This window comes from Bacteroidota bacterium (assembly GCA_023957335.1).
Classification (GTDB): Bacteria; Bacteroidota; Bacteroidia; order NS11-12g; family UBA955; genus JALOAG01.
Genome location: JAMLHC010000002.1, coordinates 81,879 through 101,329 on the forward strand (window position 1 = coordinate 81,879; position 19,451 = coordinate 101,329).

Here is a 19,451-nt window from a genome sequence, read left to right on the forward strand (position 1 = left end):
TGGCAATGACAGAAGGGTGTTATTTCACAATCACCAATCGCTGTATCTGCAAATTATTTCCATCTGAAATGAGTTTAACAAGATAAGTACCAACAGCCAAATCTTGTAGGTTAACCAACACTTCACCGTTTGCGCTTGTGGATTGAACTTCCATCAATTTGCGTCCGGTCATATCCATAATTTCAAATAGTGGTTTTGAGCCGTTACTTACATTGTAATAAATAGCTACACTATTATTGGCAGGGTTTGGAGCGAGTTTCATACTTGCACTTTGCACCCCTGCTTGTTTCACACCGAGATAATCGCAAGGAGGCAAATACATACAAAGTTCTGTCATACATTTATTACCTTTCAAATCAGTCAATATTACTTTGAAACAAATCAAAGTATCTTTAGGAGGATTATCAGTAAAGGTAATTTTTATTGTCTGCATTCCGGGTGCAACAGGGTTAGGGATAACACTTCCAAAAGTTCCTGCTCCTATTGGCAGAACGGTAACAGAGGCATTGGTAGCAAAAGGATTGTACAAAGTGATATCCAGTTCATAGGTAGAAATTCCAATCTCCTCACTTAAGCAACGCGCACAGTTATTATAAGTTTCTAATTTGCAAGGCTCCTTACATGGCTCATGCTTGATAGACAACGAATCACGACAAGCTTTTTCTGCCTTAGGATCATAGAATGAAAAATAGAATGTGCTCGGACTTGTATAAGGTGGCATATCAGTGAAAGTGAAGCAGAAAGTTTGTGCACCTGTATTGAGAGTAAACGTATTTGGGACTACTGTTCCGGAAGGTGTATTTACCGTGAATGTAGAGCCAGGACTTCCGCCCCAATTCACATTGACACACGCATAATACTGAGGATGACCATTTGCATCCAAACCGGCACAATCAAATTTCTCAAATTTTACTTCCCCTTTACAAGGAATTAAATCACAATTAGGAAGTGTGATACAAATGCTTGTATCACATCGTATATCTTTAAAATTTTGCAACAATGTAAAGCAAGCCGTAGCGGAAGGTACAGAAGGATTATAAGTAAAACCGAAAGTATTCCAGTTTGGTAAAACTGTAACCGGCATTGAACCTGAAATTGTACCGGAAGCTGGTATAACATTAAGTGTTGCACTTGATGCAAATCCATTAAATACACTCAAAGTAATATTGTAGGTCATCAACCCCGTTTCAGGGTTAATTCTATTACATTTCACAGTAGCTTCAATTTTCCAAACACAATCCGGTTTATTGCATTTCACAAACTTGATATCAGTAGGTTTGGACATGGCTTTACAACCAAATACAGTCGTTATTTCAACCTGATAAGAGCCGGATTGGTATAGCGGAATATGCAAAGTGTCATTGACAGCTCCTGTAATCGGACTGCCATTATAATACCATTGATACGAGTAATAGCCTTTGGGTGCATACCAAACAAGTTCCTGCACGGTATCGCAAATTTCATAACAACCTGATTGATAACCGCAGAAGTCAGGCAAAGGATTTACATTTACAGCGGCTGAGGCTTTGCATCCAAAAGTGTCAATAACGGTATAAACATATTGGTCGGGTACTGTGGTGTTGAGCGTATCTTGGTTCCAACCGTTATTCCAAAATGATTGCACAATATTGGGAGAAACCGATGAACCAATGAGTTGATTTACTTGTCCTTCACAAAGGTTACCTACCGTTGCAATAGATGCTATCGGATTGGAATGCACACTAAAATATAATGAATCATATCCGAAACAACCGGTGGGTCCGGTTACTTTTACATATAATACTTTGCTACCTGGAGACGAATAATTATAACTAAATGTGTTCATTCCGGAGCTTGTTGCATTATCCGGAAGTAATGTCCAATTTATTGTATATCCGCCACTGGCAGGGTAGTTCACTGAAAATTTATAAAATGTATTGATACAAATGTGTTTCTTACCATGAATTTCAGGTCGAGGAACCGGATTCACCATCACATTAACAGGTGCAGTCCTAAACATACAACCTTTGCTGTCTTTAAGGTCAACATAATAACTTCCTGTATATTTTGCCCAAATTGATTGTGTACTAGCAATTGACGACCACAAATATTGATAAGGAGGATAGCCTCCAGCAGGAGTAACTTTGTATAAAACACTATCACCTTCGCAAATTGTAGTGTCGGAAGGTGCAATAACACCACTTAGCGTATTGGGCATAACGACAACACTCTTGAACGCAGAATCAGAACAACCATAGAGATTAGAAACAACCAAAGAGGCAGTATAAGTACCGGCTACTGAATATGTTCTGTTAGGATTTGTAATTAAAGAAGTTGCTCCATCACCAAAATACCACTTCGATTGAGTATATCCTATTGAAGTATTAACAAAAGCAACCGGGCTACCTTGACAAACCGAATCAGCAAGTGTAAATAGCGCTTGTGGCATTGGGGGCACTACAAGGGTTTTAGTTTTAACACAAGTTCCATTCACGGTTAAGGAAACCGTATAGGTTCCGGAAGGCAAAGCAAATATCGGATTCGCTAAAGTACTTGTATATGACCCGGGGGTAATCAACCAAGCATAACTCGGAATGGGCAATGTTGACAATCGCTTTGTATTATTAATGAACTTAACATTAAATCCTCCTCCTGAACAATATAATGAATCAAAGAAATCAGGAATATACTTAATGGTATCAACACTCATCCTACATATTTGACAAGTATCTGTTCCTGTGATGTCAGGTACATTAACACAAAAGTTAACTCTATAAAACCCCGGCTCTATAAACGTATGTGAGACATTTGTGCCGCTGGCAAAATTTGAACCGCTGAACGGGTCATCAAAATTCCAAGTTGGATTAAAAGCACCAGCGGTATAAGTTCCTATAAAACTATCTTTATCACATCCTAATTTAATGGTGCTGAAATTATTAGTATAAGCAGGGTCAGCCTTACAAGTATCACAAACTGTATCGATTGGAATAACATTGCTTGTACTTGAACATCCAAATGAATTCACTCCAATAACATAATAACCACCTATGATATTTGTAGAGTATGAATTACCGGTAGCGAGCAAAGTCGATGGTGATTTATACCAAGTATAGGTAGTACCCGTAACAGGAGCTGCCACAAACATATTCACAGTACCAACAGCACCACAAAACAAATTGGGGTCAGGAGTGGAAATCGTAATATTAGGATTTGGGTTAATCATAATACTCTTGCTTGCGGTTGCAGTACCACTACAAGTTCCACTGTATGTTACAGTAAGATTAACTACAAAATTTCCGGTTGAATTATAGATATGTGAAGTACTCGCGCCTGAGCCCGTTCCCGCATCTCCAAAATTCCAGCTATATGACATAGCAGGTGTAGAACTACTCATTGTAACTGAAGTACCTTTGCAAGCCGTAGGAGGAACGGACATTAATGGTGCAGGTGGAGCAATAACGATAATGGTTTTTGAACTTGAAATAGTTAGCCCGCAAACAGTTCTGATTACAGTCAAAGTTGCAGCACCGGTAAAATTGTTCCATTCAACACCAATATTTGAAGTTCCTTGTCCACTCACAACGCTACCTGCTATAGTCGGAGAAATACTCCATGCGAAATTATCACCCGGTACATTTGTATTATAGCTGACGGTTGAATTCGAACACACAGTATCCAAACCTATGATGGGTGCAGGTGTAAGAGGTAGAATACTATTAATGGTATCGCTCAACGCCAAGGACTTGCAGCCGGTCAATGGGTCTATCTGATATGCATTGAGAATATAAGGACCTGTACTGCCCCACATTACACTAATAGTTGTCCCACCCATCGTTGTAGGAGTGCCATTGATTACATTCCATTCAATAGCAAAATTAGAAGAAGAAGGGAAAGCTATATAAGTATAAGGTTTGTTAGGACAAACCGGACTTGGACCTTTGATAGAATCAGGGGGCGGTGGTGCAGCATTAACTTTGAGGGTTATAGTTTGAGGGTCATTGCAATATTGCCCACTTGTGCTTTGTGCTGTAATATTAAAAAGTCCAGGACCAAAACTCCATGTAGGTACTATAAAAGGAACATTACCTAAAATGAGCATGGGTGGCGGGTTGGAAGAGCCTGTGATTGTCCATTGAATAAATCCCGGCACATTAGGATATTGGTAAAAATTTATAGGATCATTATCACAAATTTCCGAAGGTCCACTGATAAATAATTTTGGTCGTGCAGTAACATTTAGGCTCGCTGTTCCACCACAATGTAATCCTTCTGTGCTTCCGGGCACATTATGGAAATAATCAACCGTAATATTACCGGATACAAACGGACTATTAAAAACAACAGTAATTTCATGACTATTGATAGTATCACCTGACCACAGTGATACATTGGCAGGTAAGTGCCAACGAATACTGTCAATAGGAATATTGCATGCAATAGAATACTTAACAGGTTCGCCAAAGCAAACAAGGGTATCTCCATAAATTTGAGATACGGGTGTAATAATTGGCACTATTACAGATGTAGGTGAAGAACACATACCGCTACAACCGGGCGTACTCAAAGTGATAACCCCGGGACCGGTCGAACCCCACATCACAGTAACAGAAGATTGAGTGCTGTCTCCCAAGATTGTTCCGTTGGACACAGTCCATTTGTAAGTTGGACATAGTGCGTTGGTGTGATAGGTTACAGTATTATCAGGACAAACAGTACTTATGCAAAATATTTCCGGTCCCGACATATTATCTACAATTACTTTGATAGAGAATGTGTCTTTACATCTGCACTCATTCTGAACTACAAGTTGAACAATGTAAGTTCCGGCAGAGGAATATGAGTGTGTAGCATTTGGAGCAGGTGCATTTTGCATTGTTGAGGTACCATCACCCCATATCCACTCATAAGTATAAAGCGGTGTGCCTGCACCTGCATAAGATTGATTGAAAAATTGAATGGATTGATTTTTACAAACATTCACTACACCCCCAATCGCTGCGGGTAATGTTGTAAAAGCAGCATGCGGTTTACTAATAATGTCTATACATATTTCTTTTTCTCCAACACAACCAAATGAATCGGTTTCAATCACCTTAACCATTCCGGAGCCTATTCCTGTCCAATAAACATTAATAGAATTAGTGATGGTTGGTGTGTAATTAGCGGCTCCCGTGATTATCCAACTATATGTACTTCCCGGATGGTTTTGAACACTATATGTCACCCATGTTGAATCACATGCTTTTATACAAACCACTTCATCTCGTTGATCTGGTTTGCCGCCACCTTTTGGGTCTGTAATGCCGCATCCTACCGTGTAAGACGGCACTATAACCGGCTTGGGTTTAGGCTTGACAAATACGTTTATGATGGATGTACAAACTATCTGATTGAGTTGGTCTCTAATTACTAAAGTCACTTTGCCCCAACCGGTGCTTTGCCAAGTAACCGAAACCGATGTACCGGCACCCACTACTGTTCCTCCATATGCATTCCAAGTATATGAATATGTGCCTATGTTACCTGCCGTATAAGGACTTATCTGATTCTCACACACAATCGTGTCTCCACTTACGGAGCATGATTGTGCACTTACGTGACTAGCAAACATGAATTGAAAGGAAAATAAAAGAACTGAAAATATAGTTATTAACAGTTTCTTGGGAAAATTTGGGTGTAGTAATAGTTTCATACGCTATTTAAATTTAGTAATACAATATTACATCATACTTAAACAACACCACCAAAGAAATTTTAAAAAAAAACGGACAAAGTCATATTTTATTTCTTAGTCGAAAAAACACTTAATTCTTCATAAAGGACTTAGACAATCACTAATTTTAGTGTAGTATAGCAGCATGAAATTCAGCTTATTCAAAGCACTCATTTTATTCGGATTACTATCTTTTTCCCAAAATGGAATCTGCCAAGACAACACTGTTTACACCTCGATTAAAGAGGCACTTAAAAACAAAAAAAATGTCCAATTTCTAGATTTATCAGGACAAGAACTTCGCAAGGTTCCACGCAAGATTAAAAAGTTTAAGAACCTCAAACAACTTGATCTTTCCGAAAACTTAATTACAGAACTACCAAAGTTTTTGGCAAAAATGCCTCATTTGCAAAAACTTGACTTAAATACAAACAGACTTACTAAGATACCCAAGAATTTCAATAAGATGAAGAGCCTTGAGGTGCTTGAACTGTCAAATAATTACTTTGATGTGTTTCCTGCGGAAATTTTGCAGTTACATAAAATTGAGGAACTTTGGTTCAGAAATAATAAACTCACTGCCGTCCCTAATGAAATAAGCAATCTGAGCAATCTGCGCATCATTGATTTTAGCGGCAACCAAATTGAACTCATACCCGCTTCAATTGGTTCACTCAAAAAGTTGTATCAACTTCGATTTTCAAACAACAAACTAAAATCTATTCCTGATGAAATAGGCAACCTCACTGCATTAATAGATTTCAGGGTATCGCAAAATCAATTGAGCAAACTGCCAAATCTTTTTGGGAAACTTTATGAATTAAGGGTTTTTGAAGCAAATGATAATTTGTTTACAACCCTGCCAGATAATTTTGGAGATTTATACCAATTAGATGAAGTCTTTCTTGGCAAGAACCAACTCTCTTCGCTACCTAAAAGCTTTCCCAAGCTGCGCAGACTACAAGTTTTAAATCTTGAAGGTAATAAATTTGATTCGATTCCAAAGCAAATATATTCTCTTCCTCTGTTATCAAACCTTGATTTGAGTTATAATCAGATTAAAGCCGTTCCATCTGATATCAGAAAACTGCAAAAACTCAACATATTGGATTTGCGTGGCAATGAAATCAACTATATCGACAAAGATATCAGTAAGATTAGATTTTTATCTAAACTGTGGTTGGGCGACAATCAAATCACTCAGCTGCCGGAGGAAATGAAATCACTCAAATGGCTTGAGATTATAAGCCTTTACAACAATCCTATTTCAGAAAAGCACAAAGCTGAAATTCAGGAATGGTACAAAGAAAACGACCCAAAATGCTCGATTTCATTTTAGGTTAAATCGGCTTTACTTTTGCAATCCAATAACAACTTGTAATTTTGTTCATCATGAAACGTCTTGTTCTTCTTTTCAGTCTTGCATTTTGCAGTTTGTATGTAAAAGCTGCTAAGTTGCTTATTCCTATGGATGAAGTTCAAAAAGAACATCTTAAAGCATACGGTGTAACATATTGGGTGCTGGCGCAGGGAGGAGAAGGCAAATGGTTACTCAATTACAGAGGAGGTAGTTTTATGTTTGACTACCTAAAAAATATTGAGAAGGAGTGCTTGGTAAGGGGCGTCACCTACGAAATAGTACCGGATGCAAACGCAAATGCCATCTATGCCACTATTGCTAACCCGGAGGTCAATATGGAAACTGTCAAATTATTAAAAGCACCTAAAATTGCCGTCTATTCACCCAAAGAGAAAAAACCTTGGGACGATGCGGTAACTTTAGTTCTCACCTATGCTGAAATTCCTTATGATATCATTTATGACGATGAAGTTATGAATGACAAACTCGCTCTTTATGATTGGTTGCATTTGCACCATGAGGATTTTACGGGACAATACGGAAAATTTTGGGCAAACTACCGTAACATGCCTTGGTATAAAGAAGAAGTGAGGGCAAATGAAGCAACTGCAGCAAAATACGGTTTTCAAAAGGTATCTCAACTAAAACTTGCCGTTTCCAAAAAAATCAGAGATTATGTTTTGGGAGGAGGCTTTTTGTTCGCCATGTGCTCAGCAACTGATTCTTATGATATAGCACTTGCAGCAGATGGCGTGGATATTTGCGAGAGTATGTTTGATGGAGACCCCATCGACCCACAAGCGCAAAGCAAACTGAACTTTGACAATACTTTTGCATTTCAAGATTTTGACTTAATTACCAATCCCTATATTTACGAATTCAGTTCTATTGACGTGCAACCCAACGAAAGACAAGGGATAAGAGAAGAAAACGACTTCTTTACATTGTTTGAGTTTTCTGCCAAATACGATGTCATTCCTACCATTTTAACACAAGACCATACCCGCACTATCAAAGCCTTTTACGGACAAACAACTGCTTTCAAAAGTAAATATGTCAAACCCAACGTAACTATCTTAGGTGAAAACACCTCTTTGGGTGAAGCGCGTTACATACATGGAACTATGGGCAAGGGCACTTGGACTTTTTATGGTGGACACGACCCCGAAGACTATCAACATTATGTAGGAGAACCACCTACCGAGCTTTCGCTGCACCCTAACTCTCCCGGGTACAGATTAATTCTCAACAATATTCTTTTTCCATCCGCTAAGAAAAAAGAGATTAAAACCTAACTCCTACTCTCCGCCTCTCCTATTCCGAATAGCGCAAAGTCATATTTAACAGGGTCAATGGCATCATATTCTCTGAGCTTTTGTGTTAACAAAACTGCATTTTTCCAATCAGATTTGGAATTATCCAGTAACCCTATTTGTACTGCTGTTCGCAAAACGTGAACATCCAAAGGACAAATCAGTTGTGCAGGCGAAATATGATTCCAAATCCCGAAATCAATATTCAATTCATCCTTACGCACCATCCACCTCAAGAACATATTAAGCCTTTTGCATGCGCTTCCTTGTATCGGAGAAGCAATGTGTTTGCCTGTTCGCTTGGGAAACCACTCCGAAGAAACAAACCTATTCCTGAATCGATTCAACCCTGTTTCAACTGCATTTTGAGAAGTATCAAACGTGGGGAACAGTGCATTCTCTAAGCTATCCATTTCAGAATAAATTTCTTTTAGAAAATAAATAAAGTAGAATAGGTCTGTACTGTTAAATGTTCGGTGAACAAAGTTTGACAAGTGTTTCAGGTCACTTTCGCAATGATTTAAAATAAAGTCATGCGGACTGTTGTCAAATAAAGATATTAAGTCTGTGCATTTTTTTACAATAGTCTTGCGTTGTCCCCAAGCCAGTATTGCCGCCAAAAATCCCATGATTTCAATATCCTGCTTTTGTGAAAATCTATGTGGAATAGAAATCGGGTCAAAAGGAATAAAATCCTGTTGATGAAAACGACAATAAGCATCGTCTAAAATTTTTTTGAGTTTAGCGTCCATAGTTTGATACTTGTCCATTCACAATCAATCTGCCATTCATAATAGACACGTTATGAACCTGCTTGATTTATAAGATAAAATTGATTTTAAAAATCACAATTACACTTTTGGTTGAATCGAGAGGTTCCTTTTTTTCTGCTTCCGCATGAATCCAGGATGATTACTGCCAACAAGGCAACAATCATCAGCAGAACCAAAGACTTTGTTTTCATTGGTGCAAAGATGAGCGATTGACCGAACATTACAATAATCAATTCTCAGACTTGATTAAAACATAAATTTGCCGCATTAATAGTCCGGATTACAGTGAAAACAGAAATACTGACAATAGGTGATGAAATACTAATCGGGCAAATAACAGATACAAATAGTGCATGGATTGCCAATCGGTTGTTGCAAGAAAACATCCTTATTAATCGCATGATATCACTTGCAGATAAACGTACTGAAATGCTTGAAGTGATTGATTGTGCGTTCCAACGCTCAGATGTAGTAATTATCACGGGCGGATTAGGACCCACCAAAGACGACCTAACAAAAGAAGTGTTAGCAGAATATTTCGAGAGCGGTTGGCATTGGGACGAGGAAAGCCTTCGCATAATTGACAAACTTTTCAGCCAAAGAAATCGAGAACTCAAAGAAATAAACAAAAAACAAGCCTACCTACCCGACAATTGCAAAGCCATTGCTAATCATTGGGGAACCGCACCGGGCATGTTATTTCAAAAAAACAATAAGATACTCATCTCTCTTCCGGGGGTTCCATTCGAAATGCAAAATATGATGGACACCTATGTTGTAAACGAAATTAAAAAACGTTTTAAGCCGACTCCTGTGCTAGTGCACCACTTTTTAACCGTGAATGTACCGGAATCACTGTTGGCTGAGCGACTTGCCGAAGTAGAAGATAGTTTGCCCAAGCATTTCAAACTCGCCTATTTGCCTCATTTGAATATTGTCAGACTCAGACTTACTTGCAGCATTGAAAACGAACAGATAGACAAAACACTCTTTGATGATTTTGTTTCTCGATTTAGGGCAAAACTTGGCAACGATTTGGTTACTGAACAAAATATCAGTTTGGAAGAACACATTTACAATTTATTAAAAGCAAAAAATAAGACAATTTCATTTGCTGAAAGTTGCACAGGCGGATTAATTTCGAGTAGTTTCACTCAAACTCCGGGAGTTTCGGCAGTGTATAGCGGAGCTGTTATTTCGTATTCAAACGAAGTTAAGAACAAAGTTTTAGGTGTTCCGGAAATACTTTTGTCCAAGCATGGTGCAGTAAGCGCGGAAGTAGCAAGTGCAATGGCAGAAGGATGTCGCCTGCATTTGAATTCAGATTATGCTCTTTCAGTAACCGGCATTGCGGGACCCGATGGTGGCACAGAAGAAAAACCGGTGGGCACTGTATATATTGGCTTAAGTTCAGCACATGGCACTATCACAGAAAAACTTTTTTATCCGGCAAAAAGACATAGAATTATGGAATACTCCATGATTGCAGTTTTCAATCTATTGCGAAGAAACTTATAAATCCAGATAAAAGGAATTGGCAAACACCCCTTTCTTTTCGTTATGAAGTTGACTAAGAAAAGAAATTGTGCTTTATTTTGCTGCATTATAACTAAAAGCAAATCAAGATGAAAAAATTATTATTGAGTACACTCACGGCAGGCATGCTGTTCGCAGGAAACAATGTGAATGCACAACAAATTTCATTTCCAAGCCCAAGCACTACAAGCACAATTAAACAACAATTTGCAACCTCTTTTGTTGAATTGTCATATTCTCGCCCAAGCGTAAAAGGCAGAGTTATTTTTGGAGGGCTTGTCCCCTTTGAACAAATTTGGCGTACCGGTGCGAATAGTGCCACAACCATTGAGTTCGGACAAGATGTAATCATCAATAACCAAACAATAGCCAAAGGCAAATACGGTCTATTGACCATCCCTAATGAAAAACAATGGACAATCATCATTACCAAAGACCTAAACGTAACGGGAGCCGGTTCGTACAAACAGGAAAATGATGTTGTAAGAGTAGAAGCTCCTGTGAGTATGCTTAGCGATGTTCAAGAAACATTTACTATTGAATGTAATAATATCACTGACAACTCTTTTTCATTAGACTTAAAATGGGACAAAACCAAGGTAAGCGTTGCCGTTACTGCAAATTTTGATGCAGAATTGGTGAAGCAAATAGAGAAAACAATGTCTAATGATACTCGCCCTTACTATGCAGCGGCTTCTTACTACTATAACAACAGAAAAGATATGAAGAAAGCCCTCGAATGGATTAATAAAGCTGACGAGCTAACCCCGGGCAGATATTGGGTTCAGACTTTAAAAGCTAAAATCCAGTTTGAAAATCAACTCTACACAGAAGCAGTAGAAACTGCAGAACAAGCCAAAGCCAACGCAGAGAAAGCAGGTGTTACATCTTATGTGAATGACTTAAATGCTTTGATTGAAAATATTAAGAAAAATCCCGCTTATAAAGCTCCGAAGGGTAAGAAAAAATAATTTAAAAATTTCTCGACCTCAAAGCCCCTTCATGATGAAATTGTGAAGGGGTTTTTATTTTAAAGAAGGTATATAATTGGAAGAACAAAAACCATATCTGTCCAAAATCTATAAATTCTTTTGGGCTTGGTATATTCGCAAAGGATACGAACAATTAACAGTTGCAACTGCATTGCCATAAAAATTGGTTTGTCAAGCGAGTATCCATCTGAATACCACAAATCTGCTAAGAGTGCAAAATTGATCAAAGCACATATATCCAACAACCAAACTACAAAAGGGATTCCCGAATCTATCGCCAGTGTAGGATTATTATTCTTCATATCTTGTTCATAGTCAATCCACGAAAAGAGCAACATATTCTGAAAACAAATCACAAATAAACTCAACAACAACAACCATTGAATCTCGGCAGAAGAAATCCAAGCAGTAATACCTCCAAGAGCCATAGTAGCAACAAGAGAAATCCATAATTCCTTGAGTTTCCCTTGCCATTTTTTAGCTGCAAATTTTCTAAACAGGTAATAGCCTAAAACTAAAATCGCCACCGCACATCCCGGCATAATATATACCCTGCGTAATTGAGTAAAAAAAAGGATAGAAGCTATGATGATTGAGACTGCTGTAAGTGCAAACCAGAATTTCTTAAACCGGTACAAAATCCAAAAAGGCTCACCATAAGCTACATGCCCTACAGATTTAAGGTCTGAGAAATGGTCATAAAGATAAATAGCAAAAATCCCAATACTGCATATCAACACAATAGGATAATAGAACTCAACTTGATGAAGCTTTGCAAAAAAAGTAAAACTTATTGCCCCACCTGCAACAATAGGCAAACTCAAATCAGAAATCGCCATCAATATATTGCTGACAAATTTCTTCAAAGGCTAAATATTTACCGCAATCACTTTATTGATTTCGGGAACTGCTTTTCTGATTGCGCCTTCAATACCTGCCTTCATGGTCATCGCACTCATGGAACAAGACACGCAATTACCCATCAATTTGATATTGGCATTTTTTTCAGAGTCAATGTTAACCAATTCAACATCACCGCCATCCATTTGCAAAAAAGGTCTTATTGATTCCAATGCTTCTTTAACCCTTCCGATTAGTTCTGTTTCACTCATAAAATATTACAAAGTTTGAGATATTTGATTTTCTTGAATATGCTGTGTTTGGATTGCAAGTTGTCTCACTAAACTACCTGCAATTTCTTTAAAGTATGGCATAATAGGGCTGTTTTCAATAATACTGCCCCTATTTGTATCCGCAGAAAGATTTTCCACGATTGGCACCGAACCCAAAATTGGGACAGATGATTTATCTGCCAGTATTTTGGCTGCACTATCTCCGAAAATATAGAATTTTCTACCGGGTAGTTCGGCAGTTTCAAACCATGCCATATTTTCTATGATTCCTAAAACGGGAACACTGAGACCTTGCATTCTAAACATTTGCAAAGCACGATCAGCGTCCACCATAGCTACTTTTTGTGGCGTTGTAACAATCACAGCACCGGTAATTTTCAATGCACTACACAATGTAAGTTGCGCATCGCCTGTGCCGGGAGGCATGTCAATAATCAAGTAGTCCAATTCGCCCCACGCCACATCACTCACAAATTGTCTTAAAGCTGTTGACATCATGGGACCACGCCACGCAACTGCCACGCCCGGTTCTACTAAGTATCCAATTGAAAATATTTTTAGATTTCCCGCTTCTGCCGGCTTCATCAAATTTTTGTCTTTGCCTTGTACTCCGGTAGGCTTATAAGATTCTGTACCTGTAAGAGTGGGCTGTGAAGGTCCATATATATCTGCATCCATCAGCCCCACTTTGGCACCTGATTCAGCCAATGCTTTTGCAAGCGACAAAGAAACCGTGGACTTCCCTACTCCTCCTTTGCCTGATGCAACTGCAATTACATTTTTTACACCCTCTAAAGTTCCTTGCATAAAAATATTTTTTCGCACTTCTGATGTTACATTAATATCCACAACGAGTTCAGGCGAGAGTCGCTCTCTGATAGCATCTCTGCAGCCGTTCTCCAATAATTCTTTTAAAGGACAAGCCGGTGTAGTCAGCACTAAATCAAAAGCCAATTTATTGCCTTCGATATTGATATGTCGCACCATACCAAGTGTTACAATATCTTTCTTGAAGTCAGGGTCTATAACAACAGATAAAGCCTGCAATACTTCTTTGGGTGTAATTTCCATCTCTATTTTTGTTTCTTAAATAACTTTCCCATGCGTCTGAACATCTTCTTTTCAAACTCAAGAAAGAACCTGAATTTGCCAAATATAAAACCCCAAAAAAGTAATACAATCTGATAGAGTCCTAAGATGAGTATATAAAACAGAATTCGCCAATAGATAGGAGTTATTATGTGTACACCCATCAGATGCTTTATATAAACAACACTAAACCCCGTCAGTGTGAATACTATCAAAATTGCAACTACGTCCCACAATGTATTTACTTGCCATCTCTTTTGAAGTTTTTCGTACCAACGCATTTATAGGCGACAAAGTTAGGGATTGAAACTGATTATTTGTAATAAATATAAATAAGAAACAACTAACTGATTCTCAGCTATCATCAAATAACAATTATGCAAAATCAAATAAAATTTTGGAGTGAAAAGGACTTATATGTCCTTTAATTTCTAATAATCTGTAAACAACTTTAGCCTCATTGGTAGTAGCGCAAATCAGACAGAAATCCGTTCTATCGCAGCAAATAGATTTTGCCGGTTCCTTTGACAAAACTATTGTCTCCTGCAGAATCTCTATGCTTCACATCTTCTTTGTGATTCTTTACAGTAACCTGATACAGATAAACACCATTCGCCAACCTGTCGCCAAACTGATCAGTGCCATCCCATGCAAATTCGGAAACATTATTACCCACTCTGATAAAGCCTAACTCATCTTTAGTGATTTCCCTGACAACCTTGCCGGAAATTGTCATTATCTTGATTCGGATATCATCGGGGACTTCTTTGCCGGTGAGCGTAAACACAAATCTCATTTGAGTAGTAAATGGATTTGGATAAGGATAAAAATTTGTGATACTACTTTCGTTTATGACAATAAAATCAATGGTATAGAACTCCTTGCCGGCATTATTTCCTGAAATATCTTTAGACTGCACTTTGATGGTGTACTTGCCATCCGGCAGATTGGTCGGTCTGTATTCAATAGCCGCCACATTATTGGCATCCATAGCGGGTTTAAACGTAATTTCCCCTCCACTCAAATCAATGGGATTAAACACCTGCGAACCGGGTATTCGAAGCAATACTTCAAAGCCGGCTGTATCAGTTTGAAGCAAAAATTTATTTTCATCTTTAGATGTAATCAAAATTGTGGGGTTAGGTGAGACAATCTCACCATTCATGATATGACGTCCATCAAAAGTCACATCAAGCAAGGGGTTCAAATTGTCAGTAATAACCTGAAATGGGATACTCAAATAATTATTGGCGAGAGAAACTTCGGGTTGAGCCATTTCGGGATTAAAGAAAATATTGGCAGCATAACGTCCCGCTAAACCTTTGGTCGGCATTTTCTGATTGATATACACAAACTCCTCCGGCAGGATTGGATTGCCTTTTTGTGTAACCGATTGCAAAACATTTTGATTAGACAAATCAACAATCTGAAACTTGTAAAGTACGCTATCCATATACTTAGTCGAAATATTCTGGAATCCAATATTGATGCGGAAAGAGTCACCTTCCTGCAAGGTGTCTTTATGAAAGGAAAAATTTTGAGATGTATTGATAGAACCTTCCGGTCTTTCTTCAAAGGTAATAAGCCAATGGCGTATCTGTGGTGCAGAACGGTCGGTCAAATCTTTGAAATCTGCTTTGAGTTGAAGAAAGGGATAACGGTTTGCATCAATGGCTGACAGGTCAACCGTAGAAGGGGAGATATTTTGCATTAGCAAAAAAGAGTTTTTGCTTGAATCTACACCATATACAGAGAATTTAATTTCATCTGTATTGAATGGTGTTCCTGTCATAGGGCGCCAATCAAAATAGGCGGTATTCCATTGTGTAGCAGGTCCAATGAGTTCGGACATCAATGCCCCTTGGTCATATCTACCTAAAATTTTGCCCTCAATAGCAGCATACCCCATGGTAGCACTGTCTGTCAAGTGTGAAATGTTTTCAAAAGCGGTGCCGGGCGTCCAACCTTTGCAACCTATCATCACATAAGAAGCTTGGTTTTTGGGGTATCCTTCAAACGAGTTAGCACCCAACAAATTGAGTGTTTGCTTCATTTGCGCCCCCCAAGTGCTGAGTTGTGCATCATAGCGCGTAAAGAATGCAACATAGGTGCCGGTAGGAACATCATTAATCAAAGCATTAAATTCTGCTACTCCGCTTGCATTATTTGCAAAACAATAATAAGCATAATCTTGTGAAGCCTGAAAAGGTGGCCACGTAGCACCTAACCAACATTTGGGGTAGAAATTCCCATCCAAGAATTGTTGCAATGTGTTTCTATCCAATAAGACTGCAATAAAGCTTCCATCGGCTTTGGGATTGACATCCTGAGACAAGAATCCTGCAAATTTCACCCCAAGATTCGCGTGTGAAGTAACTCTTGTATCTACCCACACAAAACGCTCTGTTTGACCAAACTCAAATTGCTCTTTCTCTTTGTTTAAGATAATTTTGTTTGGTTGAGAAGATTGTAAAAACTGCGGAAAATCGGATTGCGACCAACCTGAATGAGCGTTTTTAATATAGATAAATGAGCGTTCTTCCCAAAAACCGCCTTGGTCAGTCGGCAAGTTTAACCTTCCACGCCAATAATATACCTGACTATCTTTTGACATGATAGGCACTGTCCATTTAACTAAATTTCCTGTATTAATAGCCGGCATAGTTCTTTTTAACCAAGGGCTGTTAAAGTCCGGTGTTGTATCTATCTCAAAAATAAACTGATTATTGGCTTTTAATAAGTTAAGGGATTGCGCCACAAGCGTAACAGAATCAGCCTGATTATGGATGGCAAAGCGTCTGGGATACAACAGACTGATACCATTCCCTTCAATATATCTATCCCATTTGACCTTATTATTAGCATAATCGCTTTCAATAATTTCTTTAGAGGGATTAAGCTCAACTTCAAATATGTTGTTTCCGGTTGTTGCAATATCTTTGGTTCTAAAAGTAAAGTAAAGGGTGTCCAAATATCCTATAGCAGGCACCCGTATTGTATATTGTTCAATCTTGGAATTTGAAGGCCATGTTCTTTTAATAGCAATATCAAATGAGTCAGCTACATTATATCTGCCTATGTTACCAACTATTATCCCTAACTGAAATGAATCACTGAGTGCATTGGTATTAGTGGGATTTAAGAATAAACTTGAAGGCGTAACAAAATAATCCGGTAAAGGGGGATTGTAAAGGGTAAAAGCAGGGTCTCCTTGATAAAAAATAAACGTATTGTGCAATCTTGATAAAGGGCTGTTATAATTAAGGTTTTCTTCAATGGTCTTATTCAGAATCTTACCTACTGATTTTCCAAAATTTTGGATAAACATATTATCATAGAAACTACGGATTTGCCCACCTAAACTGCCTAATTCTGAAACCGAGGTCTGACCAATAAAAACAATAGCTCCTTTTTCTTTGGCTCTTATCATTCTTTCGCCATAGAACAAATTACCATTATTAAAACCAATGGCAGGGTTCCCAGCTCTACAACCGTTAAAATACATAATAGGCAGTCTGCCCTTATTGGTATAATCGGTAGTGTCTCCTATATCTACATCTAAAACAGTTGCAGACCCATGTCCAAGAAACGTTATCAAGCTCAATCCACTATTGATATTTTGCACAGAATTATTGCGAATATTAATATCAATCGCCACATCAGAAGCACTGCGGTAATAGCCTTGCACATTGCCGCCAAATGGGGGTTTAACGGGGTAAGCTGCAAAATACTCAAGATAACTTCGTATAATTTTGCTTTCCGAACCATCATTGCCGCCCCCCAAGTGCATGACACGTTTTTTCCATTGAGCATTGGGAGTTTGTTCTTGCTCAATTAGTTTTTCCAAATAAATAGCAATATCTGAAGGTTTGTCAACTGATACACGTCCTGTGGCAAGATAGGGGATGGTATATTGCTTGCCGCCTAAACCCGATGTATATAAAATATCTGATGCTGGGCTTCCTATGATTGGAACAAGGTTCAAAGGTCGCATACCGGCAGTTTTTAGCAAATCCGGCTGAATACCTCGTCCCAAAAACAACAGATATTCAGGTGGCATCGTTGTAGCTTTGTCTATCAACAATTTTACAAATCTGCGAATTGCAATAGGATTTTCAACTCCATAACTAAAAGTATTGTACAACTGTTGTACGGAATACATATTAGCAGCAAAGCTTGTTTTGCGATAGTTCAAATAATCTGTGGCTGCTTTTCCCATTAACTTCTGATTTGTAATAATGAGAAACTGGGTGTTGTTGATTGCTACATCAATATCTGGGAAATCAACAGCTTCAATTTGAGTAACAGTAGAGGCATCAGTACTGTCAAAAATCACAAATTCCACGTCCTTTGCGGAAGGCGGATTGACATAGCTAAAAGTTTGACCTACTCCAAAAACAGGTGTAACTCTACGGTTATTGGTTAAATCATATACAAGCGGTGCATTTTGTCCCGGCACACCATAATTGCTCCAAGAAATTTCCTTAGATGTAGCAGAGGGTGCCATTACACCTTTGATTGATGTAAATCCAACCATATTAAAATCACGTGCATATTTCAATGTTACATAAGACGGGTTAAATGCCTGCAAAGCAACGCCCGGTATGTTCATAGCTTCAAGTTTGATATATGATGTTCCGCCTCCACTAATATAAGATTTAGGGAAGCTCAACGTTTTCTTTATTACTCCATAGCTATCCGTTAAAGTGTCGTAAACATTAGTAAAAGAAGCATTGTTCATGCTCACACCCACCTGCAAATGATGATCGGGAATGGCAATGTTTTCTGTGGATGAAATTACTTTAAATTCTAGTATAGGGTCAAAACCACTTGCATTCTGGGCGGGAGTTGGCAAAGACAAGGTTCTAAAAGAAGCCACAGAGGGAGCAAATCCAAATCTGTTTCCAACCCAACCCTCTCCTTCCGTATATTCGGGGTAATACAATGCTACATTGGATATGACCGTGGGGTGTCCATAGTAATATGTTTCACTTAAATATAAAGAACTTGTGTATTTAAAGAAGGGTTCGATTGGGAATGCACCCAGATTTTGTGTTTGTGAAAGTGCGTAGCGTTTGCCATTTGACAGTGAACTATTTGGCAAGAAGGTAATAAAATAAGCCCCTGTATCAGAATATAAACTTTGATTATCGTGCAAAGGGTCATTTACCGGGTCGGTATAAAACAATTCCCGGTCTAACTTCCCATCATTGGGTTTGCCATAAAATTCAATAAAATCATTAAAATTAAATATCCCATCATTCTCACCTTTTAAGTAAATGGGTACCTCTTCACCATTATTGAAAAGCTGAATTTTGGTGGGATTAATTGTAGATAAATCAATTCCATTTTGAAAAAGAACCGTTGCAAGTGTGGTATAATCAATACGAAAGATTCCTTCGCGTGCTATTTTAATTTTGAAATACTTTTGGTCTTTTTTTATCCATTCATTTCCATAGTTTTGCCCAATAGAATGATAGGGAAAAACCATAATCAGGCAAGTAAAAGTCAGTAAAAAAACAAGTATTTTTCTCATCGTTTTCGCAAACGTTCAAAAATAAAC

The 19,451-nt window shown here is 38.3% G+C and carries 11 protein-coding genes; 4 read left to right on the forward strand and 7 right to left on the reverse strand.

All coding sequences use genetic code 11. The features are described 5' to 3' along the window. Positions 1-19: 19 nt before the first annotated feature. On the reverse strand, positions 20-5,590 hold the full coding sequence (locus M9892_03745) for a PKD domain-containing protein (GenBank protein ID MCO5253462.1): 5,571 nt from the start codon (positions 5,588-5,590) through the stop codon (positions 20-22). Positions 5,591-5,837: 247 nt separating this feature from the next. Between M9892_03745 and M9892_03750 the strand changes: the two genes are divergently transcribed. After that, the gene (locus M9892_03750) at positions 5,838-7,031 is read left to right on the forward strand and encodes a leucine-rich repeat domain-containing protein (protein ID MCO5253463.1); all 1,194 of its coding nucleotides are present in this window, start codon (positions 5,838-5,840) and stop codon (positions 7,029-7,031) included. Positions 7,032-7,084: 53 nt separating this feature from the next. Further along, the gene (locus tag M9892_03755) at positions 7,085-8,347 is read left to right on the forward strand and encodes an asparagine synthetase B (protein ID MCO5253464.1); all 1,263 of its coding nucleotides are present in this window, start codon (positions 7,085-7,087) and stop codon (positions 8,345-8,347) included. Here the strand turns inward: M9892_03755 and M9892_03760 are convergent. Continuing rightward, complete coding sequence (locus M9892_03760; protein MCO5253465.1) at positions 8,344-9,135, reverse strand: TIGR02757 family protein; 792 nt, start codon at positions 9,133-9,135, stop codon at positions 8,344-8,346. The genes M9892_03755 and M9892_03760 overlap by 4 nt on opposite strands. Before the next feature lie 288 nt (positions 9,136-9,423). Between M9892_03760 and M9892_03765 the strand changes: the two genes are divergently transcribed. After that, positions 9,424-10,656, forward strand: coding sequence for a competence/damage-inducible protein A (locus M9892_03765; GenBank protein ID MCO5253466.1), 1,233 nt, complete (start codon positions 9,424-9,426; stop codon positions 10,654-10,656). A 107-nt stretch (positions 10,657-10,763) separates the two neighbouring features. Beyond that, entirely contained in the window at positions 10,764-11,645 is an 882-nt protein-coding gene (locus tag M9892_03770; protein MCO5253467.1) for a DUF2911 domain-containing protein, read from the forward strand. Positions 11,646-11,704: 59 nt separating this feature from the next. On the opposite strand, the gene M9892_03775 is transcribed toward M9892_03770, so the two are convergent. The 5 genes from M9892_03775 to M9892_03795 all read right to left on the reverse strand — a co-directional run bounded on the left by M9892_03775 (position 11,705) and on the right by M9892_03795 (position 19,424). After that, a complete protein-coding gene (locus tag M9892_03775) occupies positions 11,705-12,532 on the reverse strand; it encodes a hypothetical protein (protein ID MCO5253468.1) in 828 nt (275 codons plus the stop codon). A gap of 3 nt (positions 12,533-12,535) precedes the next feature. Next, positions 12,536-12,778 (reverse strand): NifU family protein, encoded by a 243-nt coding sequence (locus tag M9892_03780; GenBank protein ID MCO5253469.1) that lies wholly within the window; start codon positions 12,776-12,778, stop codon positions 12,536-12,538. A 6-nt stretch (positions 12,779-12,784) separates the two neighbouring features. Continuing rightward, entirely contained in the window at positions 12,785-13,870 is a 1,086-nt protein-coding gene (locus M9892_03785; protein ID MCO5253470.1) for an Mrp/NBP35 family ATP-binding protein, read from the reverse strand. A 2-nt stretch (positions 13,871-13,872) separates the two neighbouring features. Beyond that, the gene (locus M9892_03790; GenBank protein MCO5253471.1) at positions 13,873-14,169 is read right to left on the reverse strand and encodes a hypothetical protein; all 297 of its coding nucleotides are present in this window, start codon (positions 14,167-14,169) and stop codon (positions 13,873-13,875) included. 212 nt (positions 14,170-14,381) lie between these two features. Next, a complete protein-coding gene (locus tag M9892_03795) occupies positions 14,382-19,424 on the reverse strand; it encodes a C25 family cysteine peptidase (protein ID MCO5253472.1) in 5,043 nt (1,680 codons plus the stop codon). Between the last annotated feature and the right edge of the window lie 27 nt (positions 19,425-19,451).